Origin of the sequence: Pseudoalteromonas sp. GutCa3, from assembly GCF_002836155.1 — a bacterium.
In the GTDB taxonomy this organism is placed as follows: domain Bacteria; phylum Pseudomonadota; class Gammaproteobacteria; order Enterobacterales; family Alteromonadaceae; genus Pseudoalteromonas; species Pseudoalteromonas arctica.
Genome location: NZ_PJBK01000014.1, coordinates 38,060 through 62,402, shown reverse-complemented (window position 1 = coordinate 62,402; position 24,343 = coordinate 38,060). Strand labels below are relative to the sequence as shown.

At 39.8% G+C, this 24,343-nt stretch carries 22 protein-coding genes; 13 read left to right on the top strand and 9 right to left on the bottom strand.

Annotation, left to right across the window (positions count from 1 at the left end; all coding sequences use genetic code 11):
* Nucleotides 1–39 precede the first annotated feature (39 nt).
* The 4 genes from CXF64_RS01270 (at nt 40) to CXF64_RS01255 (ending at nt 4,897) form a co-directional block, all read left to right on the top strand.
* On the top strand, nt 40–2,346 hold the full coding sequence (locus CXF64_RS01270; protein ID WP_101163189.1) for a methyl-accepting chemotaxis protein: 2,307 nt from the start codon (nt 40–42) through the stop codon (nt 2,344–2,346).
* Nucleotides 2,347–2,425: 79 nt separating this feature from the next.
* The gene (locus CXF64_RS01265) at nt 2,426–3,256 is read left to right on the top strand and encodes a CheR family methyltransferase (RefSeq protein ID WP_024608681.1); all 831 of its coding nucleotides are present in this window, start codon (nt 2,426–2,428) and stop codon (nt 3,254–3,256) included.
* On the top strand, nt 3,240–3,857 hold the full coding sequence (gene cheD / locus CXF64_RS01260) for a chemoreceptor glutamine deamidase CheD (protein ID WP_007584962.1): 618 nt from the start codon (nt 3,240–3,242) through the stop codon (nt 3,855–3,857). The genes CXF64_RS01265 and cheD overlap by 17 nt, the downstream gene beginning before the upstream one ends.
* Before the next feature lie 8 nt (nt 3,858–3,865).
* Nucleotides 3,866–4,897 (top strand): protein-glutamate methylesterase/protein-glutamine glutaminase, encoded by a 1,032-nt coding sequence (locus tag CXF64_RS01255; RefSeq protein WP_101216093.1) that lies wholly within the window; start codon nt 3,866–3,868, stop codon nt 4,895–4,897.
* Here CXF64_RS01255 and CXF64_RS01250 read toward each other — a convergent pair.
* On the bottom strand, nt 4,887–5,924 hold the full coding sequence (locus CXF64_RS01250; RefSeq protein ID WP_101216103.1) for a polysaccharide deacetylase family protein: 1,038 nt from the start codon (nt 5,922–5,924) through the stop codon (nt 4,887–4,889). The two genes, CXF64_RS01255 and CXF64_RS01250, sit on opposite strands and share 11 nt — an antisense overlap.
* Nucleotides 5,925–5,966: 42 nt before the next feature.
* Here CXF64_RS01250 and CXF64_RS01245 point away from each other — a divergent pair, with 42 nt between their 5' ends.
* Nucleotides 5,967–7,238, top strand: coding sequence for an MATE family efflux transporter (locus tag CXF64_RS01245; protein WP_101216092.1), 1,272 nt, complete (start codon nt 5,967–5,969; stop codon nt 7,236–7,238).
* A 14-nt stretch (nt 7,239–7,252) separates the two neighbouring features.
* On the opposite strand, the gene CXF64_RS01240 is transcribed toward CXF64_RS01245, so the two are convergent.
* Nucleotides 7,253–7,522 (bottom strand): hypothetical protein, encoded by a 270-nt coding sequence (locus CXF64_RS01240; protein WP_002959572.1) that lies wholly within the window; start codon nt 7,520–7,522, stop codon nt 7,253–7,255.
* Between the two features lie 9 nt (nt 7,523–7,531).
* Nucleotides 7,532–8,107, bottom strand: a complete 576-nt coding sequence (nfuA, locus tag CXF64_RS01235; RefSeq protein ID WP_007584966.1) for a Fe-S biogenesis protein NfuA — start codon at nt 8,105–8,107, stop codon at nt 7,532–7,534.
* Between the two features lie 146 nt (nt 8,108–8,253).
* Here nfuA and CXF64_RS01230 point away from each other — a divergent pair, with 146 nt between their 5' ends.
* Nucleotides 8,254–10,803 (top strand): M14 family zinc carboxypeptidase, encoded by a 2,550-nt coding sequence (locus CXF64_RS01230; RefSeq protein WP_101216102.1) that lies wholly within the window; start codon nt 8,254–8,256, stop codon nt 10,801–10,803.
* A 224-nt stretch (nt 10,804–11,027) separates the two neighbouring features.
* On the opposite strand, the gene CXF64_RS01225 is transcribed toward CXF64_RS01230, so the two are convergent.
* Nucleotides 11,028–11,705: a ComF family protein gene (locus CXF64_RS01225; protein ID WP_101216091.1), complete on the bottom strand. Its 678-nt coding sequence runs from the start codon at nt 11,703–11,705 to the stop codon at nt 11,028–11,030.
* A 74-nt stretch (nt 11,706–11,779) separates the two neighbouring features.
* Here CXF64_RS01225 and bioH point away from each other — a divergent pair, with 74 nt between their 5' ends.
* From bioH to CXF64_RS01210, 3 genes are all read left to right on the top strand, one after another.
* On the top strand, nt 11,780–12,517 hold the full coding sequence (gene bioH, locus CXF64_RS01220) for a pimeloyl-ACP methyl ester esterase BioH (RefSeq protein WP_010554945.1): 738 nt from the start codon (nt 11,780–11,782) through the stop codon (nt 12,515–12,517).
* Nucleotides 12,518–12,607: 90 nt separating this feature from the next.
* Complete coding sequence (locus CXF64_RS01215) at nt 12,608–12,916, top strand: hypothetical protein (protein WP_007584971.1); 309 nt, start codon at nt 12,608–12,610, stop codon at nt 12,914–12,916.
* Nucleotides 12,917–12,920: 4 nt separating this feature from the next.
* Nucleotides 12,921–13,769 carry a putative metalloprotease CJM1_0395 family protein gene (locus CXF64_RS01210; protein ID WP_101216090.1) on the top strand — a complete coding sequence of 283 codons (849 nt, stop codon included), beginning with the start codon at nt 12,921–12,923 and terminating at the stop codon, nt 13,767–13,769.
* Between the two features lie 72 nt (nt 13,770–13,841).
* On the opposite strand, the gene CXF64_RS01205 is transcribed toward CXF64_RS01210, so the two are convergent.
* The 4 genes from CXF64_RS01205 to greB all read right to left on the bottom strand — a co-directional run bounded on the left by CXF64_RS01205 (nt 13,842) and on the right by greB (nt 17,877).
* Complete coding sequence (locus CXF64_RS01205; RefSeq protein WP_101216089.1) at nt 13,842–16,169, bottom strand: Tex family protein; 2,328 nt, start codon at nt 16,167–16,169, stop codon at nt 13,842–13,844.
* Between the two features lie 168 nt (nt 16,170–16,337).
* Nucleotides 16,338–16,919, bottom strand: coding sequence for a CBS domain-containing protein (locus CXF64_RS01200; RefSeq protein ID WP_024594284.1), 582 nt, complete (start codon nt 16,917–16,919; stop codon nt 16,338–16,340).
* Between the two features lie 50 nt (nt 16,920–16,969).
* The gene (locus tag CXF64_RS01195) at nt 16,970–17,281 is read right to left on the bottom strand and encodes a hypothetical protein (protein WP_007584977.1); all 312 of its coding nucleotides are present in this window, start codon (nt 17,279–17,281) and stop codon (nt 16,970–16,972) included.
* Nucleotides 17,282–17,397: 116 nt separating this feature from the next.
* Entirely contained in the window at nt 17,398–17,877 is a 480-nt protein-coding gene (gene greB / locus CXF64_RS01190) for a transcription elongation factor GreB (protein ID WP_007584978.1), read from the bottom strand.
* Between the two features lie 195 nt (nt 17,878–18,072).
* Here greB and ompR point away from each other — a divergent pair, with 195 nt between their 5' ends.
* Complete coding sequence (gene ompR / locus CXF64_RS01185) at nt 18,073–18,792, top strand: osmolarity response regulator transcription factor OmpR (protein ID WP_002959552.1); 720 nt, start codon at nt 18,073–18,075, stop codon at nt 18,790–18,792.
* Between the two features lie 5 nt (nt 18,793–18,797).
* Nucleotides 18,798–20,111 carry a two-component system sensor histidine kinase EnvZ gene (envZ, locus tag CXF64_RS01180; protein WP_024607434.1) on the top strand — a complete coding sequence of 438 codons (1,314 nt, stop codon included), beginning with the start codon at nt 18,798–18,800 and terminating at the stop codon, nt 20,109–20,111.
* 22 nt (nt 20,112–20,133) lie between these two features.
* Here envZ and CXF64_RS01175 read toward each other — a convergent pair whose 3' ends face one another.
* Nucleotides 20,134–22,176 (bottom strand): glycoside hydrolase family 97 protein, encoded by a 2,043-nt coding sequence (locus tag CXF64_RS01175; RefSeq protein WP_101216088.1) that lies wholly within the window; start codon nt 22,174–22,176, stop codon nt 20,134–20,136.
* Between the two features lie 158 nt (nt 22,177–22,334).
* Here CXF64_RS01175 and CXF64_RS01170 point away from each other — a divergent pair, with 158 nt between their 5' ends.
* Together CXF64_RS01170 and CXF64_RS01165 are read left to right on the top strand one after the other, a co-directional pair.
* Nucleotides 22,335–22,958, top strand: a complete 624-nt coding sequence (locus tag CXF64_RS01170) for a methylamine utilization protein (protein ID WP_101216087.1) — start codon at nt 22,335–22,337, stop codon at nt 22,956–22,958.
* A complete protein-coding gene (locus CXF64_RS01165) occupies nt 22,948–24,180 on the top strand; it encodes a hypothetical protein (RefSeq protein WP_101216086.1) in 1,233 nt (410 codons plus the stop codon). Before CXF64_RS01170 ends, CXF64_RS01165 begins: the two co-directional genes overlap by 11 nt.
* Nucleotides 24,181–24,343: the final 163 nt, after the last annotated feature.

Below are 24,343 nucleotides of genomic sequence, written 5' to 3'. Positions count from 1 at the left end.
GAAACTAAATGAATAATAAACTTAAAGGTGGTGATGAGCATGGGATGGTTTAGTAATCCAAAGCAGTCAAAATCAAGTAATGATTTAATTGTAGACGCATTGAATAAATCATTAGCGGTGATTGAGTTTGAACCTAACGGAAAAATAATTACTGCAAATATGAATTTTCTAAACGCGATGGGCTATCGTCTTGAAGAGGTTCAAGGCCAGCATCACTCTATGTTTGTTGACCCAGATGAAGCTCAGGGCAACGATTATAAGAACTTTTGGCAACGCCTGCGTAATGGCGAGTTTATCTCAGATGAGTTTAAGCGTAATGCAAAAGGTGGAACTGAGGTATGGATCCAAGCAACTTATAACCCAATTGTTGATGAGCAAGGGCAAGTATTAAAAGTAGTTAAGTTTGCCACCGACGTGACCGAGCAAAAGTTAATAGCAGCAGAAGCTTCAGGGCAAATTAGTGCTATAAGTAAATCTCAAGCGGTTATCGAGTTTAATTTAGATGGCACTATTATTGATGCCAATGATAACTTTTTAAATGCACTTGGTTATCAACTTAGCGAGATTAAAGGTCAGCACCATAGGCTTTTTATTGACCCCGAACATGCAAATAGTATCGAATATAAAGAATTTTGGGCCAAACTAGGTCGTGGTGAATTTGATTCAGGGGAATATTTAAGAATAGGGAAGCAGGGTCAGGAGGTTTGGATTCAAGCATCTTATAACCCAATTTATGATATGAACGGCAAGCCGTTTAAAGTGATTAAATACGCATCTGATATTACTGAACAAAAAGAGCTTGAAAAAGCATCTCGCAAAGCAGCCGATTTAGCAAATGCGCTTAAAGTTTGCCAAGCGAACGTAATGATTGCTGATGAAGACCTTAATATAGTATTTGTGAACGATCGTGTTCAGAAAATGCTAAAAGTCCGCGAAAAAGAATTACAAACTGTATTACCAAGCTTTTCTGTTGATAATTTAATTGGCACATGTGTTGATGATTTTCATAAGCACCCTAATCATCAGCGCGATTTATTAAAAAATCTCGATAAGCCTCATAAAGCCGAATTACTTTTAGCGGGTGTCACTTTCACCTTGATTGCTTCACCTTGGATTAGCCAAGATGGAAAGCATTTAGGCACCATTGTTGAGTGGGAAGATAGGACCAATGAGGTTGCGCTTGAAAAAGAAATTGCTGAGCTGATTGGCGCTGCAGGTAATGGCGAATTAGATACAAGAGTCGCGGAAGAAGGCAAGGAAGGATTCTTTTTACGTTTGGCTCAAGGGCTAAATAGCTTAGTTAAAATAGTTGATGATGCAGTTGCTGACACGGGCAGTATGCTCGATGCGATGGCAAATGGTGATTTATCAAAACGAGTTGAAAAAGAATATAAAGGCTCATTTGATAAACTCAAACGCGATGCTAATGCTACGGCAGATAAGTTAACGGAAGTGATTAATCGTATTAATTCATCGGCAACGCTTGTAGCCAGTGGTGCAGAGGAAATCTCTCAAGGTAATGCTGATTTAAGCCAACGTACAGAAGAGCAAGCCTCATCACTTGAAGAAACAGCGTCGAGCATGGAAGAGATGACTAGCACCGTTCGCCAAAATGCTGATAACGCAAAAGTGGCAAACGATTTAGCAGAAGAAACATGCGAAAAGGCGATTCAAGGTGGTGAGGTTGTAAATAGAGCAGTTACGAGCATGTCGGCAATTAATGAGTCGAGCAAGAAAATTGCAGATATTATTGGTGTCATTGACGAAATAGCATTTCAAACTAACTTATTAGCGCTTAATGCTGCAGTAGAGGCTGCAAGGGCTGGTGAACAAGGCCGAGGCTTTGCGGTTGTTGCAGGTGAAGTTCGTAATTTAGCACAGCGCTCTGCAGGCGCAGCGAAAGAAATTAAAGAGTTAATAAGAGATAGTGTAGGCAAAGTAGCTGATGGCTCTCAATTAGTTAATGAGTCGGGCGCTACACTTAAAGAGATTGTTGTATCGGTACAAAGAGTGACGCAAATGATTTCTGATATTACAGAGGCATCTGAAGAACAAAGTGCGGGTATTGAACAAGTTAATACCGCCATCTCACAAATGGACGAAATGACGCAACAAAATGCCGCCTTAGTAGAGCAAGCCTCTGCCGCTGGTGAGTCTATGGCTGAGCAAGCTAATGAGATGCGCCAACTACTCAACTTTTTCTCAATAGGTCAGCAAGAGATGGCGATGATTTCGCCGACTATGCGCACACCTAAATTATCTCATAAGTCGCAAAGCAGTTTTGTAAGTAATAAACCCAGAGGCGATAACTTTGTAGACTCTGCTGATGAATGGGAAGAATTTTAACAACGAATCTTCTTATATACCTCGCTGAATACATAATCACAGCGAGGTATTATTTGGCAGGCTAAATTGAGAGCGAACAATGAAAGAGTTTTTGTGTACCGACCGCGACTTTAAAGAAATTGCCAGTTTAGTTTATAGCGCATGTGGAATTGTATTAGGTGAGCATAAGCGAGAGATGGTTTATTCACGCTTAGCAAGACGTATTAGAGAGCGAAAACTAACTGACTTTAAAGCCTATTTAGAGTATTTAAATAGCCATAAAGATCAGGAGTTTGATGCCTTTATTAATGCAATAACAACTAACTTAACGTCTTTTTTTCGTGAAATACACCACTTTGAATTTATAAAATCTGAGCTTGTACCTGCTCTCTTAAAGGCAAATAAAAATAGTAAGCGAGTAAGAATCTGGTCTGCAGGTTGCTCAACAGGAGAAGAGCCTTACAGTTTGGCGATGACTTTAAATAATGCATTTCCAAGCAATTGGGATGTAAAAATACTAGCAACCGATTTAGATTCTAATGTATTGGCAAAAGCACAAAAGGGTATTTACACCGCAGCGAATGTTAACGGCTTAGATGACGTGCAACTTAAGCGTTGGTTTTTAAAAAGTAAAGACGGTGAAAACTATAAAGTTAAAGATAGACTAAAAGAGTCTATTTCATTCAAGCGTTTAAACTTATTGCAAGATTGGCCAATGAAAGGATCATTTGATCTTATTTTATGTCGTAATGTTGTTATTTACTTTGATAAAGAAACAAAAGATCAGCTTTTTAAACGTTACGCCAATATATTAAATGAACAAGGTTATTTGTTTTTAGGTCACTCAGAAAGTATGGGAAAAGAGCATGCGCAATTTAAAAATTTAGGGAAAACTATGTACGAAAAGGGACAAAATGCACGCAGAGTTTAGGCCGGTATTACCTAACTTTGAACATATTAAACGATATTGGGACTCGGGCCGAGGTAGCGTTGTTGCTAAAGTGCTTCCGGGTGAGTTTTATGTTTCTAAAAATAATGAGCTGATCTCTACAGTTCTGGGTTCGTGTATTGCGGCTTGTGTTTACGATGAAGTACTAGGGATTGGGGGCATGAATCACTTTATGTTACCAATTCAAAAGGGAGTAGAACTTAAGAATGCGCATAGTTTAAGTTGTCGGTACGGTAATTGGGCTATGGAGTATCTTATAAACGAAGTTTTAAAAAATGGTGCGTCTCGCCGTAACCTAAAAGTAAAACTTTTTGGTGGGGGTAAAATTATTAGTGCGATGACTGATATAGGGCTGGGTAATATTAGTTTTGCAGCGGCGTATATTAAAGAAGAGGCATTAAATCTAGTTGCCCACGATATGGGTGGACCATGGCCACGAAAAATATTTTTTCATCCGAACACCGGTAAAGTTCATATGAAAAAACTTAAAAACCTACATAATAATACGATTGAAAAACGCGAAGTCCGTTACTTACAAAACCTTAAAAAGCAAGAAGTAGTAACTGATATAGAGCTGTTTTAGGAGTATGCATGATTAAAGTATTAATAATTGACGACTCCCCCTTAATTAGGCGTTTACTCACTGAAATATTACAGCAAGCTAAAGATATTACGGTAGTGGGGAGCGCTGAGGATCCCTACGAAGCTCGCGAAATGATAAAAAAGTTAAATCCTGATGTATTAACGCTCGACGTAGAAATGCCAAAAATGGATGGCATTAGTTTTTTAAAAAACTTAATGCGATTAAGACCAATGCCAGTAGTGATGATTTCAACACTGACCCAAAAAGGCTCTCCTATTACACTCGAGGCACTCGAATTAGGGGCTATTGATTTTATAGCTAAGCCTACTAACAACGTAGGAGAGCAATTGAGTCAATATGCATCACTTGTTCAACAAAAGGTGCGAATAGCTGCTGGAGCAAGAGTAAGAAGCTATAAAAAAACGGTCGTCACAAATGAGCCTATTAATACCCATTCTCAATTTTTACTTAATAAAGTAATTGCGATAGGTGCTTCAACGGGTGGTACTGAGGCTATCAAAGAAGTACTTATTAAAATGCCACAAAATTGCCCGCCCATTGTAATTACTCAGCATATTCCTCCTGTGTTTAGCGCCTCATTTGCAGAGCGAATGAATCGTACATGCACGATAAATGTGAAAGAGGCTGAACATGGCGATAAGCTTAGCACTGGCTGGGCTTATATAGCACCAGGTGGTTTTCATTTAAGTATTAAAAAGCGAGGTGTTAGCTTGTATTGCCAGCTTGATGATGGCGAGCCGGTCAACAGACATAAACCTGCGGTAGATGTGCTGTTTAACTCATTAGTTGAGACAGGAGCTAAAAACGTAGTTGCAGCCATACTAACAGGGATGGGGAGTGATGGCGCAAAAGGGTTACTTGCACTAAAACAAAACGGTGCGTATACCTTGGCTCAAGATGAGTACTCATCGGTGGTATGGGGTATGCCTAAGGCTGCCGCTGAGTTAAATGCAGCGGACGAGATAGTTGCGCTGGATAAAATAACCCAGCGACTATTACATCAGGCAGTTAAGGTTTAGGCGCTTCAATTACCCAAGGCTGCGAAAACCAAAAGTAATCACCAGGGCTTGAAATAGAAGGGGCCGTGCAATTAAAACGAGAACGCCCTTTATTAAGCACCTTTGGTGAGGTTATTTCGACTGTATTTTTATTTACCCATTTTAAATCTGCTTGGCCTACGCTTGATACGTAACAGGCAAATTGGCTTTTATGAAAATCACCCATTTTAAATTCAATTGTGAGCGTGGGTGGATTTTGTTGTGTAACGCTATCTTGATAAGTTAAATTGGTGATATTAAACGCGCGTGAGTTAAGCTTAGTAATAAGAGTTTCTAGTTTGCTGTAAAAGCCTGATGCAGGAAAACGCGGTAAGCGGCTAAAATTAGAGTCTTTATTTACAGCGCCGGAGTGCTGACCAATACCCACAAAACCAAGCTCTGTCACAAGTGCTTGCAGCTCGTTATTAAACTCACCATACGGGTATGCTAAGTATTTATAGTCGTGGCCTATTTCTTCTTTTATACGCTTTTGAGAGCTAAGAATATCTTGCTTAATACGTGATTGCCATTGTGCATCGGTTTCGTTTTCAAGCTTAAGGTGTAAGTAATCATGTTGTCCGCTATGATTGGCTATTAATGCCCCTTTTTTAGATAATTCTTTGAGCTTATCCCACCCCATTACGTAGCTCATGCCCTCGTCTATTAATTTAGGATTTACAAAGATAGTGTACGGGTAGCCAAACTTTTCTAAAATAGGCGCCGCTTGTTCATAGTTATTGTTATAACCATCATCAAAGGTGATGGCGACAGTTTTATCAGGTAAGGTTTCACCTTGCTGAAGTGCGCTTATTAAGTCATTAAGAGGAATAACGTTAAAGTTGTGCTCTTTTAAATAGCTCAAATGTTTAGTGAATGTATTGGCGCTAACGCTCGTTACAGCGGGTAGGGTTTCACTAACATGATGATACTGTAAAATAACGGCTGCTTGAGCCCGCACAGATACACTAATGAGGATAAATAATACTAAATGAAACAATTTCTTATACATAATAAGGCACACCATAAAAGCTTGCTGTTGTTAGCGGGTCCGATGATACTATCAAATATCACAGTGCCGTTGTTAGGAATTGTTGATACCGCTGTAATTGGGCACTTAGGAAGCGCTCATTACTTAGCGGGTATTGCCCTTGGCTCTGCAGTTATATCTATTTTATTTTGGCTTGCTGGTTTTTTAAGAATGAGTACCACGGGGCTCGTGGCACAAGCATACGGAAAAAACGATTTAACCCAACTTGCCGCTTTACTTAAACGAAGCCTATTGCTTGCAAGCGCAGTGGCTGTGCTATTAATTGTGTTATCCCCATTAATAAAGCACGCTATTGCTTACCTCTCCGCCGCCAATAGCGATGTACTTACCCAAGCGTATCAATATTTTAGCATTCGTATTTTTAGTGCTCCAGCAGCATTGTGTAATTTAGTGTTACTGGGTTGGATGCTTGGTGTGCATTATGGTCGAGGTCCATTTTATTTATTACTCGTCACTAATATCGTTAATATAGTACTCGATATTTATTTTGTTGTTTATTTAGATTGGGCAGTTGCAGGCGCTGCGTGGGCTTCACTTATTGCTGATTATACGGCTTTAGTATTTGCACTGTTTTTAGTGGTTAAACTAGCTAAAAAACAAGACATTGATCTAAATGTACCGAATTGGTTGAGTATTAGCAAAATGGCTGAATTATTGAGTTTGAATAGAGATATATTTATTCGCTCTTTAATACTGCAATTATGCTTTAGTTTTATGACGTTTTACGCAGCGCGTATAGGCGAAACCACATTAGCTGCTAATGCTGTTTTACTTAACTTTCTAATGTTGGTGAGTTTTGCTCTTGATGGCGTTGCTTACGCGTCTGAGGCAAAAGTAGGACAAGCTAAAGGCCAAGGAAGCGTTAAAAATATAGAGCTTTGGGTTAAAATAAGTGTATTTTGGGGCATGCTTTTTGGCGTCTTATATAGCGCTTTTTTTGCATTGTTTGGCTGCGGTATAATCAAGCTTTTAACCAATGTACCAGAGGTTATTCAAGAGGCAACACACTATTTACCATGGCTAATAGTGTTGCCTATTTTGGCCATGAGCTGCTTTTTGTTTGATGGTGTTTTTGTAGGGCTTACGCGAGCAAAGAACATGCGTAACAGTATGATACTTTCCGCTGGAGTTGGTTTTTTTGGTGTGTTTTGGGTGTTTATAGACTGGGAAAATAATGGGTTATGGCTGGCTATGAGCTGTTTTATGTTAATGCGCGGGGTTACATTAATAATTAAATATCACCACTTAAAAATAAATAATCAGCTATTAGATTAAACTAAATAAATGGTTTATTTCCAGAGATCGGGGTCGTGGTGTTTAGGGCCCATATCTTTTAAAACTTGTGAAAAACGATTAGCAAAAATACCGCAGTAGCCCCAACCGGCAAAAAATAATGCGGGGAGTAAAATTATAACGCCAATTATTTGTAAGCTGTAGTGAGTGTAATACCCAATAGATATGAATATCACGGCTAGCACAAACAGTGCTAAGCCGCGAAAAAAGCGCTTTAAGCTCAGCTTAGGGTTGCTCCCTAAGCGATAAATAAGCTGCTTTAGCATTTAGAAGGCCTAATAGTAAGAGTGATCGCCCGCTTCGTGCTCTGTTATATCAGCAACACCGGTGATTTCTTCAAACTTAGCTATCATTTCTTTTTCAATGCCTTCTTTTAGTGTTACATCGATCATAGAACAACCGTTACAACCACCACCAAACTGAAGTATAGCAATACCTGCAGCTGTAATTTCAACAAGGCTTACTTGACCACCGTGGTTAGCAAGTTGTGGATTTACTTCGGTTTCTAGCATGTGCTGTACACGTTCGTTTAACGATGCATCGTTACCTATTTTACGCGCCTTTGCATTTGGTGCTTTTAGCGTTAACTGAGTACCCATTTTGTCGGTAACAAAATCGATTTCAGCTTCTTCTAAAAATGGAGCACTTTCTGCATCTACAACGGCATCAAAACCGTTAAAGTTTAGGCGAATATCGCTCGCTTCTACAGCGTCTTCTGGACAATAAGACACACCACATTCCGCTTGTGATGAACCAGGGTTTACAACAAACACACGAATATTGGTTTGTTGTGATTGATCTGCTAATAGTTTAGCAAAATGCGCTTGCGCTGTTTCGGAAATAGAAATCATAAAACCATCTATACTTGACTAAATTACTCGGATACTGCGTATCATACTCCGCTCATCGTGTTGCGGCTAGTGTTGAGCGTAAAAAGTTGGCATCTATTTTAAGCAATGGTAGCGTGCAAACAACGAACATTTTTTGAGTGATTTATATGCGTTTGGTATTAACATTAATGGTGGTGTTGCTTAGCTTTTCAAGTGTAGCTAAGCCACTTTCGTATTATTTTGAACAAGATGTAAAATTTGACCCTTCAATTCCTACTCCTGAGCAAGTACTCGGTTACGAAGTAGGAGAGTGGCACGTGAGACACGATCAGCTCGTACGTTATATGGAAATACTTGCTGATAAAAGCGACCGTATAAATTTTGAGGTGATTGGCCGCACGCATGAACAACGCCCGTTAGTAATGCTAACAATTACTGCTGCTGATAAGTTATCAAGCATAGAGCAGACACGCCAAGCTCACTTAGCACGCTTAAGTAATAACAGTAGTAAAGCACAAGACGATCCTGCCGTTGTATGGATGGGTTATAGCGTTCATGGTAATGAGTCATCAGGTAGTAACTCATCATTGCTGGTGGCTTATTATTTAGCTGCTGCACAAGGTACTGAAATAGATGAGCTATTAAATAACACGGTTATTTTACTCGACCCTTCACTTAATCCTGACGGGCTTGCTCGTTTTGCTAATTGGGCCAACAGTAACCGAGGCATGAATTTATCAAGTGACTCTAAAACCCGTGAGCATGTTGAAAACTGGCCTAGCAGCCGTACTAACCACTATTGGTTTGATTTAAATCGCGATTGGCTACTGCTACAGCATCCTGAATCGCGTGCACGTATTGCTAAATTTCATCAGTGGAAACCAAATATTTTAACTGACTTTCATGAGATGGGTCCAAACAGCAGTTACTTTTTTCAACCAGGTATTCCAAGTCGTAAGCACCCTATAACACCTGATGAAAATGTTACCTTAACAAAGGCAATTGCCAACTATCATGCAAAAACCTTAGATGAAAACAATGCACTTTATTTTACTGAAGAAAGCTTTGATGACTTCTATTACGGTAAAGGTTCAACCTATCCCGATGTAAATGGTGGCATAGGCATTTTATTTGAGCAGGCAAGTTCTCGTGGACATATTCAAGACACTATAAATGGACCTTTGAGCTTTCCTTTCACTATTAAAAATCAACTGTTAACGAGTTTATCTACCTTTAAGGCAGCAGTTGATAACCGCCAAGCATTACTTGATTACCAGGCTAAGTTTTACAATCAAGCTACTGATTTAGCCAGCGATGAAAGCTTTGAAGGTTATGTTGTTGAAGGTGCAAGCGACAACACCCGTATTATGCACTTTTTAGAATTGTTAAAGCAGCATCAAATTAACGCTTACCCACTTACTAAATCATTAAAAGCAGATGGTAAGAATTTCAGTACACATAGCTATTTTGTACCATTAGCACAACCACAATATCGTTTAGTAAAAGCGATTTTTAGTGAGCAAAAAAACTTTGCCGATAATACTTTTTACGATGTATCTGGCTGGACATTAGCGCATGCGTTTAATTTGCCATTTTCTAAAGTTAAAAGTAGTTGGGGATTAAAGGTTGCTGATAAAGCATGGGAAAAAGTAGCAACCCCATCATTTTCTTCACTCACCGAAGGTTACGCATTTGGTTTTTCGTGGGATGATTATTTAGCACCTAAAATGTTAAATAGCTTATTACAGCAAGGTATAAAAGCACGTGTAGCGCTAAAAGCATTAACGGCTAAATCAACATCAGGAGAAATTAATTTTAAACCTGGAAGTATTATTATACCGGCTGGACTACAAACAAATACAGATTGGATTACCTTGCTAAATAAAGCACAAAATGAGTTTGGTATTGCAATCAAACCTATTACATCAGGTTTAACAAGCAAGGGAGCCGATTTAGGGTCGCGATCAATGGCGGTTGTTAGTGCTCCAAAAGTACTGCTTATTGGCGGGCAAGGCGCAAGCCAGTACGAAGTCGGCGAAGTGTGGTATTACCTAGATCGCTTTGTAGGTGTTGCACCAACAATTGTTGAAATGAACCGCTTTAGTTCACTCGAGTTAAGTGACTACAGTCATATTGTGCTTGCTCATGGCAATTACAATAGCTTATCTGATACCGACAAAGTTGCTATTAAAAGCTGGGTAAGAAAAGGCGGCGTTATTTGGGGTCACAAAGGCGGCGCTAAATTTTTAGCTGATCAGCAATTACTCAAAGCAAGCTATCTATCACGACAAGATGTAGCAAGTGCATTTAAAACGACAGATTTAAGTTATGGCGATAAAGATCATTTAGCAGGACGTCAACGCATTGCAGGTGCTATTTTTAATACTAATGTAGATTTAACTCATCCGCTTACATTTTCACTTAAGCGTAATACATTGCCCGTATTCAAAAACAGTACTTGGTTGCTAGAAGCTTCCGATGCTCCGTTCGTAAATATACTTACCTACACTAAAAATCCATTATTGGCAGGCTTTACCGATGCCGTTAATGTTGAGCAAGTTGCTGGCGGCGCAGGCTTAATTGCTCACTCATACGGGCGAGGTACAGTAATAGGCATGACCGATGACCCTGTATTTAGAGGTTACTGGTATGGGACTAGTCGACTACTAAGCAACGCTTTATTTTTTGGCCATACGTTTCGTGCAAATGGCGAATAATACTAATTCGCTTAAATTAAGTGATCTATTTTGAGGATGGAAAAACGTGTTGATAGCTAGGCAAAAAATTCGCTATTTAGTTGTTCTCGGCAATTGCTCCTGCATTGCTCTACCTTCTGCATCCATGCAGTCGTAAATGAGAATTTTTTAACACAGGTAGCGACACGTTTAGCCCCGTAAAATGATTAAGTATTATTGCGGATTGGTATAATACTTTTTAATAATTAAATAGGCGTTAAGCAAGTTGTAAAAGCCCACACTTGTTTAGCGCCTGCTTGTTTTAGTGCACTAGTAGCTGCGTTTAATGTTGCCCCTGTCGTCATCACATCATCAACAATAGCGACTGTTTTACCGCCCATATCCTCTGTACAAATAAAGGCATTTTTTAAGTTTTTAATACGCTTTGCTTTAGATAGCTCCGACTGGGCTTGTGTTTTTTTATCGCGAATAAGTACGTTACTCACTGATGCGTAATTAGCTAAACATGGTTGCCAAACTTGGCTTACCTGATTAAACCCGCGAGTAATGAATCGGCTTTTATGAAGAGGTAAAATAATAAAGGTATCTGGCAAAGTAGGGCTTTGCTCAAAAAACTGCGTTAATTGTTTTTGTATAACTTGCTGCAATGCCTTTTTATAATGAATTTGATTATTAAATTTTAGCCTTTTAAGCCAATGTTCAAAGGGAGGTTGATAAAAAGCACAGGCAAATAATTTATCAAACTCGCAATTAGGAAACATCTCAACAATATCGGGTCGATGCAGTAAATTCTTATGCTTACTAAAATCAAACAATGGTAAATCTTCAAGGCAATAATCACAAAGCCCTAAAGAGGTCGTAATCGTATTTTGACATTGCACGCAATAAGAGGGAAATAACCAATTTAAAACGGCTTGTTTCACTGACTCGCTCCTTGCATTGCAATCGCCTTTTTAAACGTTATGATGAGCCTAAGTTTGGTAAAGGTTAGGCAAATATGCAAAATGAGTTAGTGTTATTACATGGTTGGGGAATGAATCAGGGCGTATGGCAGTTAGTACAGCCAGAACTTGAGTTTTTATATTCAGGAAGTGTACGTAGCCTTGACCTACCTGGGTTTGGTAATAGCCATGTTTGCCCAAGCCCTTATACTTTGCATGATGCAGCAGAAACTTTAAGTAAGCAGTTAAAGCCGAAGACCATTTTAATGGGGTGGTCGTTAGGTGGATTATTTGCACTTTATATTGCTAAGCATTGGCCTGAAAAAGTATCAAAAGTTATTTTAATTGCATCGACTCCTTTTTTTGCGGAGGCAGATAATTGGCCCGGAATAAAAGCGAATGTATTGGCGCAGTTTAAAGAGCAGTTAGTTAATCATCGAGAAAAAACAATAGAGCGCTTCTTAGCTATTCAAGCGATGGGTAGCGAGTCGGCGCGTGATGATATAAAGCTGCTTAAACAATTACTAAATCAGTACAGCGCACCACAAAGCGACGCCCTGAGTGCTGGTTTAGATATTTTACAAAACGACGATTTACGTGATTTATTTGCTCATTGCCCAGTACCTATCAAAGGAGTATTTGGCCGACTTGATGCCTTAGTGCCTTATAAAGCAATTAGTGAAATGTCAGTACTAAATACTGAGTTTGAATACGAAGTGCTAGATAAAGCGTCGCACGCGCCATTTATTTCTCATAAAAGTGAGTTTTTATCTGTCGTTAAATCAATGCTTTAAAATAGAGCTAAGAATAGCGCTGTTTAAAGCTTTATTTTGAGCAGAACCTGAGCGATAATTAAACAATGTTTATTTGGTGGAGGTTTTAATATGCCAATCGGATCTGTATTTAATAGTGGTGTAGAAGGGTTTAATCGAGCTAGCCAAGGTATTGAAAAAGCCAGTGCTGAGATTAACCGTGCCAGTATAGAACAGCAAGATGACGCGCAATTAGCGCAGCAACGTCAGCTTACAGCAGCACGCCCTGAAGAAGCTATTACTGCACCTGTAGCACAGCCTGCTCGTGTTGATGAAGCACTTGTTAACTTAAAAGTTGAAGAGTTTAATGCCAAGGCAAATACGCAATCAATTCAAACGGCCGATGATGTACTTGGCACGTTAATCGATATTAAAGTTTAGTATTATGAATATTGTCACGCCATTTCCTTCTATCAATATAAACACTGCAAATGTTTATACGGAAACTGCACGGCGTGACAACCAACTACGCGAAGTTATTCCTGCTCCCGCATCTAGTAGCGCAAGCAATACAGAAACCAAAGCGCAAAGTGATTCTGAAAAAGCAAAATTACCAGGCAGTAGCGATGGTGCGACGTATAACGCAACGGGGAAAATAGCAGACGAAAAGTCAGTTCAGCAGCGCGATGGAAACTCAGAAAACCCTGAGGGCTCTGAGGAAGAAAGTGAAGGAATTGAGAAAAAAGAATCTGAGCAAGAAGAGCTGCAATTAGAACAACAACAAATTACAGAGCTAAAAGCACGAGATACTGAAGTACGAATACACGAGCAAGCGCACGCTTCTGTAGGTGGGCAACATGCTGGCTCGCCAAGCTATGAGTATCAACGTGGCCCAGATGGTACTAACTACGCAGTTGGCGGAGAAGTACAAATAGATGTATCTGAAGTTCCCAATGATCCGCAAGCGACTATAGACAAAATGCAAACGGTACGCGCTGCCGCATTAGCGCCTGCAGAGCCTTCGGGAGCTGATCGCTCTATTGCCGCAGATGCTACGCAAAAGCTAGCAGCGGCTCAAGCTGAGCTTGCACAACCTGAAAAAGAAGACGACGAAGACGCAAAAAGTAAGCTTGAAGCTTCATTCTCTAGCGATGAAAGCAACGATACAAAAACAGCTAAAAGTGATGAGCAAACACGTGATGCCGATGTTGAGGCACGGGCGGGGCGTATTGCTAACTTTTATCAAATGGCTACATCGCCAGCGAGCCAAAGTAGTTTTTCAGCGTTAAGTTAATAATTTAGCAAAACATAACCACAAAAAAACCGCTTACGCGGTTTTTTTCGTTTTAGCTTAGCTGTACAACTATTATTTTTTCACTTTAGCATTAGCGAACGCATCGGCAAATGCATTACCCATTAACGCATTACCGTTGTCACGTTTAGGCTTTGCAGCGCGAGGTTGCGAATTATTAGCACGTGCTTGTGGTTTTTGCGTAGCTGGCGCTGCTGACTTATTACTTGTATCAATGTCGTCATCTAAGCGCATAGTAAAGCTTATACGTTTACGTGCAGCGTCTACTTCAACAACTTTAACCTTTACAATATCACCAGCTTTAACAACTTCACGCGGATCTGATATAAATTTATTCGTGATTGCTGAAATATGCACTAAACCATCTTGGTGAACACCTACATCAACAAACGCACCAAAATTAGCAACGTTTGAAACCACGCCTTCTAAAATCATACCTGGTTTTAGGTCACTAATTTTTTCAACACCGGCTTTAAACTCAGCTGTTTTAAATTCAGGGCGAGGATCTCGACCTGGTTTATCAAGCTCAGTAATAATGTCGGTAACGGTTGGTAAGCCAAACTTTTCGTCAGTGTAATCGTTAGCAGCAAGTTTAGTTAAAAAGTCGCTGTTACCAATTAGGTTACTGACATCTACGCTATTGCGTTCACAAATACGTTTAACAACAGGGTAAGCTTCAGGGTGAACTGATGAGTTATCTAGAGGATCGCTACCATTGTTAATACGTAAAAAACCAGCCGCTTGTTCAAATGCTTTTGGCCCTAAACGCTCAACCTTTTTAAGCTCACTACGTTTAGTAAATGTGCCGTTAGCATCGCGATAATTAACGATATTTTGCGCTAATGTTTTGTTCAAACCAGATACGCGTGTAAGTAGCGGTACCGATGCCATGTTTAAATCTACGCCTACTGAGTTTACACAGTCTTCAACAACTGAAATAAGACTTTGGCCTAATTGGCTTTGCGATACATCGTGTTGGTATTGGCCAACACCAATTGATTTTGGCTCAATTTTAACAAGTTCAGCAAGAGGATCTTGAAGGCGGCGCGCAATAGAGACAGCCCCTCGTATAGAAACATCTAAATCTGGGAATTCATTAGCTGCAAATTCAGAAGCTGAGTAAACCGATGCACCCGCTTCGCTAACCATAATTTTACTAAGCTTAAGTTCGCTGTTTGCTTTCATAAGCTCAGCAACCAACTTATCTGATTCGCGTGATGCAGTACCGTTACCAATCGCAATTAGCTCAACTTTATGCTGACGACAAAGTTGCTCTAACGTACGCACTGATTTATCCCAATGATTTTGTGGTGCATGAGGGAAAATAGTTTGTGTAGCTAGTAATTTACCTGTGCTATCAACAACGGCAATCTTACAGCCAGTACGAAGGCCTGGATCAAGACCTAAAGTAGTACGAGGGCCTGCAGGTGCTGCCATTAATAAATCTTTTAAGTTTTTAGCAAATACGTCGATTGCACCAGCTTCTGCTTTTTCGCGCATTGCTGCAAAAAATTCATTCTCTAGGTGTAATCCTAACTTAATTTTCCACGCCCATTGCACAACGTTTAATAACCAAGGACTTGCCACTTTATATTTAATATCTAAACGGTAATGGTCAGCAATCATGTTGGCACATAGTTGCGCTGAATTTTCAGCGCTAGGCTCTGGATTAACATTTAACTGAAGTACACCTTCATTTCGGGCTCTAAGCATAGCAAGCGCGCGGTGAGAAGGTACTTTTTTGAGAAGTTCTTGATGCTCAAAGTAGTCACGATATTTTGCACCCGCTTGCTCTTGGCCTTTAATTACAGTGCTTTCAATTGCGCCGTTTTGGCTTATGTGGCTTCTAAATTTAGCAAGTAATTTTGCGTCTTCAGCAAAGCGCTCCATCAAGATAAATTTAGCGCCTTCGAGTACCGCTTTTGTATCTGCGAAACCTTTTTCAGCATTTACAAACTGCTCTGCTTGTTGCTCTGGGTCAAGGTTAGCATCTTTAAATAGTGCATCTGCAAGAGGCTCTAAACCAGCTTCAATTGCTATTTGGCCTTTAGTACGGCGCTTAGCTTTATAAGGTAAGTATAAATCTTCAAGTTCAGTTTTACTTTGTGCATTAGTTATATCGGCACTTAGCTCTGGCGTTAATTTATTTTGCGATTCGATGGTCGATAAAATAAAACTACGGCGCTCTTCTAGTTCACGTAAATACGATAAACGCTGCTCTAAAAGGCGTAATTGGGTGTCGTCTAGGCCGCCGGTAACTTCTTTTCTGTAGCGGGCAATAAAAGGAACAGTTGCGCCTTCATCAAGTAATTTTGTAGCTGCAACAACTTGTTGCTGCTGTGCGTTTAACTCACCGGCTAAACGTGCAGAGATATCGCTCATGCAAAAACCTTTTTATACAATAAAATAAGACCAGAAGCGTGTTACTGGCGCCGTTAATTGCTTGAATAATATCACAGGAGGTAGTAATAAAAAGCTCTTAAAGCAAGCTATTTCACTTGCTTTAAGATGGTTGGGAGGGGAGTAAATAAATTCAACTAAAAGAGCGCCCTAGTGAGGATGCTCAATGTTTTCTAATACTTCACTGAAAGAGTGAGCAATAGGGCTAATATGTAGTGGAATATGTAATGTTTTAGCTATTTGGCGAGCTGAAATTAAACCACAAATTTCGCTACTTGCTGTTGTTACTAATAAAAACATTACACCTTGATGCTCCATTGTTTGCAGCGCATCACCAATACATGCATAGCTTAAACTTTGCATGCTTACACCTGTAAGTCGGCTAATTGGCGTCATAATATCGCGCAAGCTTACTTCACTTCGTGGGGTATTTAAACGCTCTGCAATAATAGTAATTTTAGAGCTTTGTAAATCGGCGCTAGAAACAAGACCAATCAATTTTTGGTTCTCGTCGGTTACTAAAACAAAATCAGATTGTTGTGCACTAACTTGTTTAAGTGCATCTGTAATCGTTGTTGTATGCTCTGCACGAATGGGCGTTTTTTGAGTAAAGTTATTTACCATTTTTAGCGCTGGAGATGATAAATCAATCAATGGTTGGTCATCTGCAAATGTGCTTGCAATAACGCCGTGAGAAACATTTTGAGTACGTAATTCTTTAAAGTTAGACATAGTAGTCACCTTAGTAGTTATAAAATTTAATTAAGTTGTAAAATAATGAATTAAATTAAATAGCTAGGTGGTCCGCGTTGGTACGCAGTGCTAAAAGGTCTGTTTAGGTTGGTGCTCTTATAAAAAGAATCTACGACATTAGGAAGTGGTTGAGGCGACCTAAAGGTAATAGTATTAACGTGAGAGTCTACGTCAAAATCGAGGTTTGCTTGGTCAGGAATGTCACAAGCAATAAAGTGATTAGATAGTTTAGCGTTATCAAGGTTTACTTCAGTGTTACTGGCATGCAGCGTCAAACTTACACTCATTAAAAGTGCAAACAATACGGCATTATTTAATATGCGCTGTACTATGTTTGACATAACCACGACCTTAATTAACTGCTTTCAAATTAAACAAATCAACTTGAATAATTCAGTTATAGCTTATTGGTTTAATTTACACAATCAAAAGTTAACATGATCTGAATCAAAACTTTTTATTTCTTTTTTTGGTAATCGATACTGTTTACATACCACTGTTTTTTACCCTGAGGAGTAGGTACCTCAAAATCGTCATCTACTTGTTTTTTAATCAGCGCCCGCGCCATAGGTGAGTCTATCGATATGTAATCTTTTCGGTCGTAAATTTCATCAGGTCCGACAATTCTGAATTTTTTAGTTTCACCTTCTTCGTTTTCAATTTCGACCCATGCACCAAAAAACACTTTTCCATCTTGAACGGGAGAGTAGTCGATGATTTTTAAATCAGGTATGCGTTTGCGTAAATAGCGTACACGACGGTCAATTTGGCGTAGCAAACGCTTGTTGTACTGATAGTCTGCGTTCTCAGAGCGATCTCCGAGGCTGGCTGCCCAGCTAACTATTTTTGTTACTTCTGGGCGTTTAACGTTCCATAGTTGGTCGTGTTCTTGTTGTAATTGTAAGTAACCTTCGCGGGTAACTAAATTTGTTTTCATGGTGAATTCTTTATTAGCTCTAATGGTGTGCACGTTATTAAATTTGCCAAAACTTGTCGAGCGTAAAATGTAATAAAGTACGAGTAAGTAAGCTTTGAAATGTTCAGTAACAATCTAAGCAAGTAATTAGTTTTTGATTATTAAGTTTTTCATTTATATTAACTAGTAATTGGATATAAAAATAAGAAAGAGATTATGGGACACGAAACCACAAAAGTATTAGTTGTTGATGACGATATGCGCTTACGCAGTTTGCTTGAACGTTATTTAGTAGAGCAAGGCTTTATTGTTAGAACCGCAGGAAACTCGGAGCAAATGGATAGACTCCTAGAGCGAGAAAACTTTCACTTAATGGTTCTCGATTTAATGCTCCCAGGCGAGGATGGCTTATCTATTTGCCGCCGTCTACGCCAAAAAGAAAATGAAATTCCTATTGTTATGCTTACTGCAAAGGGCGACGAAGTAGATCGCATTATTGGTCTTGAACTTGGCGCTGACGATTACATTCCAAAACCATTTAACCCACGTGAGCTACTTGCTCGCATAAAAGCCATTTTACGTCGCCGAGCAAAAGAAGTGCCAGGCGCACCTGCTGCTGAAGAAAACTTAATCGCTTTTGGTAAATTTACGCTTAATTTAGCAACGCGCGAAATGAGTGAAGGGGATAAAACAATATCGCTTACCAGTGGTGAGTTTGCAGTGCTTAAAGCGCTTGTTTCGCATCCACGTGAGCCACTTAGCCGCGATAAGCTAATGAACTTAGCGCGTGGCCGCGATTACAGTGCGCTTGAGCGAAGCATTGATGTGCAAGTGTCGAGACTTCGCCGCATGATTGAAGTAGATGCTGCCAATCCGCGATATATTCAAACCGTTTGGGGTTTGGGGTATGTGTTTGTTCCCGACGGTGAAAAGTAATATTTATGGGCATGTTTCCGCGCAGTGCTTTTGGACAAACTGTTTTTTTAGTGGCGGCTCTGCTGCTCATAAATCAAATAGTGTCTTATGTTACGGTTAGTTTTTATGTTGTAAAACCAACCATTGAGCAAGTTAACTTGATGCTTGCTAAGCAAATTAAAACAGTATTCATTGACTGGGAAGATGGCGTTGAAATAAACGACGAAGTATCTGCAAAGTTTTTTGAAATTACCGGTATTGAAGTCATGACGCAGCGCGAAGCAATGCGCCAAGGGCTTGGGCAAAGCCGCGAATATTCTATGCTATCGCGCAGCATGACTGAGCAACTTGGAGGTTATTCTCGTGTACGTATTAGCCAAACTGATCCGTTGATTTATTGGGTTGAAGCACCGCAAGCGCCAGGTTATTGGGTAAAAGTACCGCTTAAAGGCTTTAAAGAGAACAACTTAGAGTTTTTAACTTTTTACTTATCAAGTATTGGCTTTTTAAGTGTGCTGGGTGGGTGGTTGTTTGCAAGGCACCTTAATAGACCATTAAAAGCACTGCAACAAGCTGCAGTGAAAGTGGGTAAAGGCGACTTTTCTACCAAGTTAGAAGAACAAGGCTCAACAGAAGTAATAGAAGTAACGCGCGCGTTTAACCAAATGTCGCGCGGAATTGCCGCACTTGAAAACGACCGCCGTTTACTAATGGCCGGTGTATCTCATGATTTACGTACGCCGCTTACGCGTATTCGTTTAGCTACCGAAATGATGGTTGATGAAGACGACTATCTCCGTGAAGGTATTATTTACGATATAGAAGACATGAACGGGATTATTGATCAGTTTATTGAGTATCTACGCCACCATAAACGTGAAGAACTAAGTTGCGAAGATATAAATGCTTTAGTTGCCGAGGTTGTCAATTCTGAGCTTCAGCATCAACGTACTATTACGTTTAAAAGTAATCCAAATATAGGCAATATACCGTTAAGCTCTGTGGCTATTAAACGTGTAATTACTAACATGATTGGTAATGCGCTGCGTTATTCTGAGGGCGATATTGAAGTACTTAGCTACTTTAATTCAAACAAAAAATATGTAGTTATCGCTGTAAACGATAGTGGCCCCGGCATTCCTGAAAACGAATTAGAGTCTGTTTTTGAGCCTTTTAAACAAGGCGATGCTGCACGAGGAAGTGAAGGCAGTGGCCTAGGCCTTGCTATTATTAAACGCATTGTTGATATGCACGACGGTAAAGTAAAACTAGAAAACCGCCCAGAAGGCGGTTTAAGTGCACAAGTATATTTGCCAATAAAGGTATCAACCCCTGCATAGTAAATGCAGGGGCTTTATTATATTAAAGTGCTTTAAAACGAATAGCTGTACCGCCACTAGTGGCTAATTTAAGCGTTAGTTTATCGCTTGCAGTTACAATACGTTTTTCGATAGCTATATCGTACGGATTGTTTTTCCACTCTGCGCTTTTACCATCTTTATAAATTTGTGCTTCAAACTTTTTGCCTTGCTCTAAAAAGTCGAGTTTTACCTCAACAGTTCTGGCTTTTTCGTCCGTAACAGCACCTAGGTACCAATCATTTCCTGAGTATTTAGTGCTTTTACGTTCTTTACGAGCGAATACAATAAAGTCGCCTACTTCACCATCAATAGCAATACTTTGCTGCCAATCTGTTGGTACGTCTTGAATGAATTGAAACGCATCGGGCTTAGCCAAATAGTTTTTAGGTAAGTCGGCAGCCATTTGAATTGGGCTATACAAAACAACATAAAGCGCGAGTTGTTTGGCGAGTGTGGTTTGTGGGCGGTTTGTATCGCCTCCTAAACCATTAAAGCTCATATCAAAAATACCTGGCGTAAAGTCCATTGGTCCTGCAAGCATGCGGGTAAAAGCAAGCATTGGTACATGCTCTGGTGGGTTAGGTGGTGAACCCCATGCATTATATTCTTGTCCGCGTGCACCTTCGCGCGCGATCCAGTTTGGGTAAGTACGGCGCAGGCCTGTATCTTTAATTGGCTCGTGAGTATTAATGCTAATTTTATGCTTAGCCGCAAGTTTTACGTTATAAAGGTATTCGTTAACCATAAACTGGCCGTCATGCCATTCGTGGCGAGCAATACCGTTTTTGTCTATACGTTTTATATTTCCGCCATCGGCTACATAACCTGTTTTTACTTGGCTTACGTTTGATTTTTCGTAAAGAGCAAAGGCATCTTCCATTTGGTCACGGTAGTTGCTTACATTGCCTGATGTTTCGTGATGGCCAATGAGCTGTACGCCTTTTTCTTTGCCGTATTGAGTAAGCGCTGCTATATCAAAGTCGTCGTACGGTTTGGTAAAGTTAAATACATCGCCATTAAAATACCAATCGCCATCCCAGCCAATATTCCAGCCTTCAACGAGTACGCCATCAAAACCATACTGCGTTGCAAAATCCATATAGTATTTTGTGGTTTGCGTAGTGGCGCCGTGTTTTTTACCGCTACCCCAAGTTTGCGTGTTTATATGCATACCCCACCAAATACCCACGTATTTGCCAGGCTTAACCCACGACACGTCACCGAGTTTATTAGGCTCGTTTAGGTTTAGTATTATATCTGAATTAACTAAGCCAACAGCGCTGTCGGCTATTTGAATGGTGCGCCATGGTGTTTTAAAAGCACCTTGTTTTTTAACGGCGACACCATCTGACCACGGCGTTAAATCTGCAGTAAACGTACCAGAGCGGCGTTGATTAAGCACCATGCCTGCGTAATCAACAAGTGCGGCTTCATGAATACTAATATGAGTACCGTCACTTGTTTTAAACGTAAATGGTGTGTGAGCTAGTGGAGCTTCGTTAAGTGGGGTGGTGTTGTAAACATATTCGTAGCGGTTCCAGCCACGAGCAGGTATCCACCATGCTGTTGCATCATGGCTATTGTTTATAGCAAATTCAGTCAGCTCTTTGGTTATTTCTGTATGTTCGAAGCCGGCTTGTTGTGGCACTTCGTATCGAAAACCTACACCACTATCAAATGCTTTAAATCGAATTGTGTAGGTACCTTTATTTGGCTCATTTTTTGTAAAGGTAACGGCTACTTCGTTATATTCGTCAACAACGTTTTGGCGTTCGCCCCAAGGTTGTTGCCACTGCGAGTTAACGCTTTGTTGTTCAATGCTTTTAATTTTAAAGCCGTCGCTAAAAGCTGCTTGTGTTTTAAATTCAAACCCCAGTAAAGATTTGTTTATAACCGCTTTGTTTTTAAATTTTATTGCGTAGCTTGGCGTGTTGTTTTCGTCAGAGATGCTTACTGTTATTTGTGTGTCTGGCGATTTTAGCTCTACGGTTTGTCCGTAGCTATTACTAGCAAAGGCTAAAAGCACAAGTGCTGGTATTCTCATGGTGTGTCCTTAGATGAGTCGGTGGTGACATTTAAGGATAATGACTGTTGATGATTAATACGACTGCTTACATACGTATTCAATGTTTTAAAAAATAGAAAGAATTTGGTGGCTTAATCGGTCTATAATGTAAACAAATTGATAATAGCGACAAGAAAATGATAAAAAGCTTACTTTATGTATTTTTACTAAGTGTTAGTACTGGAGTTTTTGCAGCAAATATTACAATTAAAAATGCTAATAATGACCCATTACCTAATGCTGTTGTATGGCTAACTGCAGGAGACACCTCTAGCGTTATTCCTCCAGAAGCACCTTATGCGATGACCCAGAAAAATCGAGAATTTAAGCCGCGTATTTTAGTTGTCCCACAAAATGCAAAGGTAGAGTTTCCGAATGCGGACTCAATCATGCATCATGTTTATTCATTTTCTAAAGCCAAAACGTTCGAATTAAAGCTATATAAGGAGCACCCAAAAGCGCCCATTACTTTTGATCAAACGGGTGTTGTTGAGCTTGGCTGTAATATTCATGATTGGATGTTAGGTTATATTGTGGTGGTAGATAGCACTATTTTTGCAATCACTGATGAAAACGGGAATGTTGATTTAAATGCCAATGCAGGCGAATACACGTTAAGTGTTTGGCATTCTGGGTTTAGTGATATTAGTAAGGTTGAATCTCAAACTATCAATGTGGCTACTAACCCTATCACTTATAAAGTAAAGCAGGAAATTGCGGAGCAAATTGATTTTGCTACGGATGAATTTGATGACTATTAATCGCTTAACGAGGCTGGCATTTTTAGCCGGTGCTTTATGTTTTAGTAATGTGTTGTATGCACAAGTAAAAGGCTTAATACAAATTAGAGCCGTGCAGGGTGACGATATACGTAGCTTCCAAGAGGGCGGCCTTGGGCTATATCGGCACGATACTAAAAGCGACGAACTTATTTTATCCCAAGGTATTTTAGATTTTAATGTTGATTTAGCATCTAGTTGGTCGGCTCATGGGGTGTTAAATGCGAATCAAGATCCTGACGTTGGCCTTGGTTTTACGCAGGCTTATATAAAGTATCAGCCGCTATCTAACAGCAACTATAAATGGCACATGCGCGTGGGGGGCTTTTACCCACTTATGTCGCTTGAAAATCCTGATATAGGGTGGACTTCTCCTTATAACTATACAAACTCAGCTATTAATAGCTGGATAGGCGAGGAAGTACGCACTGTTGGCGCAGAGGTAACTATTAAGCGCCCAGCAAAACGTTTCAACAGCGCTCATAGCTTTAGTTTTGTAGGTGCTACATTTAAAGGCAATGATCCTGCCGGTACTTTACTTGCGTGGCGTGGTTTTGCATTACACGATAGACAAACTACATTTAACGAAAGTATTAAATTTGCGCCTATAGCGGCATTAAATTCATACGAATTACGTTGGCAGGCTAATCAGGTTTTACCGTTTGAGGAAGTAGACGGGCGCTTTGGTTATTACGCCGGTATACATTGGGATTACTTAAAGCAGTCTCAATTTAGAATCTACTATTATGATAATAATGGCGATCCAAATACTGTTAATTATAGTTCTGGGCAATATGCTTGGAATACTCGATTCACGAGCGCCGCTTGGCTTTATAAATTTAACAGTAAAACACGTTTTATTGCCCAGGCACTCAATGGCAAGACTGAAATGGGCAGTAATGCATTAATTGATAATGCTTTTTATAGCCATTATTTAATGCTGAGCCATAAAGAAGGCAAACATCGAGTTTCAGTACGTTATGATTATTTTAAAGTTACTGACAACGACACAACCGCGTTTGACCCTAATGCAAGTAATGGGGAAGGCTTAACAGCAACATGGCGCTACCAGCTCACTAGTAAACTACAAATAGGGGTTGAAGGTTCTGCACTTAAAAGTGTTTCAAAAAATAGAGAGCCAATTGGATTTAATGAACGAATCTCGCAGCAGCAAATAATGCTAAATGCGCAATGGCGTTTTTAAAAGTATAAAAAAGGGAGCATTTAAATGCTCCCTTTTTAGTTTAATAAAATTGGTATAGATTATACCAACCTGCATAAATCTTTGATCAATTTAACGAATTAAATTGCACTATAACGTCGTTAAAAATTTTTTATTTAGAACAACTAGATACAAAAATTTTTGC

What these genes read in the sequence shown, in the direction of transcription:
- nfuA (WP_007584966.1), bottom strand. Translation starts at nt 8,107, where the DNA reads ATGATTTCTATTTCCGAAACAGCGCAAGCGCATTTTGCTAAACTATTA.
- ompR (WP_002959552.1), top strand. Translation starts at nt 18,073, where the DNA reads ATGGGACACGAAACCACAAAAGTATTAGTTGTTGATGACGATATGCGC.
- envZ (WP_024607434.1), top strand. Translation starts at nt 18,798, where the DNA reads ATGGGCATGTTTCCGCGCAGTGCTTTTGGACAAACTGTTTTTTTAGTG.
- CXF64_RS01170 (WP_101216087.1), top strand. Translation starts at nt 22,335, where the DNA reads ATGATAAAAAGCTTACTTTATGTATTTTTACTAAGTGTTAGTACTGGA.
- CXF64_RS01270 (WP_101163189.1), top strand. Translation starts at nt 40, where the DNA reads ATGGGATGGTTTAGTAATCCAAAGCAGTCAAAATCAAGTAATGATTTA.
- CXF64_RS01210 (WP_101216090.1), top strand. Translation starts at nt 12,921, where the DNA reads ATGAATATTGTCACGCCATTTCCTTCTATCAATATAAACACTGCAAAT.
- CXF64_RS01195 (WP_007584977.1), bottom strand. Translation starts at nt 17,281, where the DNA reads ATGTCAAACATAGTACAGCGCATATTAAATAATGCCGTATTGTTTGCA.
- CXF64_RS01175 (WP_101216088.1), bottom strand. Translation starts at nt 22,176, where the DNA reads ATGAGAATACCAGCACTTGTGCTTTTAGCCTTTGCTAGTAATAGCTAC.
- CXF64_RS01245 (WP_101216092.1), top strand. Translation starts at nt 5,967, where the DNA reads ATGATACTATCAAATATCACAGTGCCGTTGTTAGGAATTGTTGATACC.
- CXF64_RS01200 (WP_024594284.1), bottom strand. Translation starts at nt 16,919, where the DNA reads ATGTCTAACTTTAAAGAATTACGTACTCAAAATGTTTCTCACGGCGTT.
- CXF64_RS01255 (WP_101216093.1), top strand. Translation starts at nt 3,866, where the DNA reads ATGATTAAAGTATTAATAATTGACGACTCCCCCTTAATTAGGCGTTTA.
- greB (WP_007584978.1), bottom strand. Translation starts at nt 17,877, where the DNA reads ATGAAAACAAATTTAGTTACCCGCGAAGGTTACTTACAATTACAACAA.
- CXF64_RS01230 (WP_101216102.1), top strand. Translation starts at nt 8,254, where the DNA reads ATGCGTTTGGTATTAACATTAATGGTGGTGTTGCTTAGCTTTTCAAGT.
- bioH (WP_010554945.1), top strand. Translation starts at nt 11,780, where the DNA reads ATGCAAAATGAGTTAGTGTTATTACATGGTTGGGGAATGAATCAGGGC.
- CXF64_RS01250 (WP_101216103.1), bottom strand. Translation starts at nt 5,924, where the DNA reads ATGTATAAGAAATTGTTTCATTTAGTATTATTTATCCTCATTAGTGTA.
- CXF64_RS01165 (WP_101216086.1), top strand. Translation starts at nt 22,948, where the DNA reads ATGACTATTAATCGCTTAACGAGGCTGGCATTTTTAGCCGGTGCTTTA.
- CXF64_RS01265 (WP_024608681.1), top strand. Translation starts at nt 2,426, where the DNA reads ATGAAAGAGTTTTTGTGTACCGACCGCGACTTTAAAGAAATTGCCAGT.
- CXF64_RS01240 (WP_002959572.1), bottom strand. Translation starts at nt 7,522, where the DNA reads ATGCTAAAGCAGCTTATTTATCGCTTAGGGAGCAACCCTAAGCTGAGC.
- CXF64_RS01205 (WP_101216089.1), bottom strand. Translation starts at nt 16,169, where the DNA reads ATGAGCGATATCTCTGCACGTTTAGCCGGTGAGTTAAACGCACAGCAG.
- CXF64_RS01215 (WP_007584971.1), top strand. Translation starts at nt 12,608, where the DNA reads ATGCCAATCGGATCTGTATTTAATAGTGGTGTAGAAGGGTTTAATCGA.
- cheD (WP_007584962.1), top strand. Translation starts at nt 3,240, where the DNA reads ATGCACGCAGAGTTTAGGCCGGTATTACCTAACTTTGAACATATTAAA.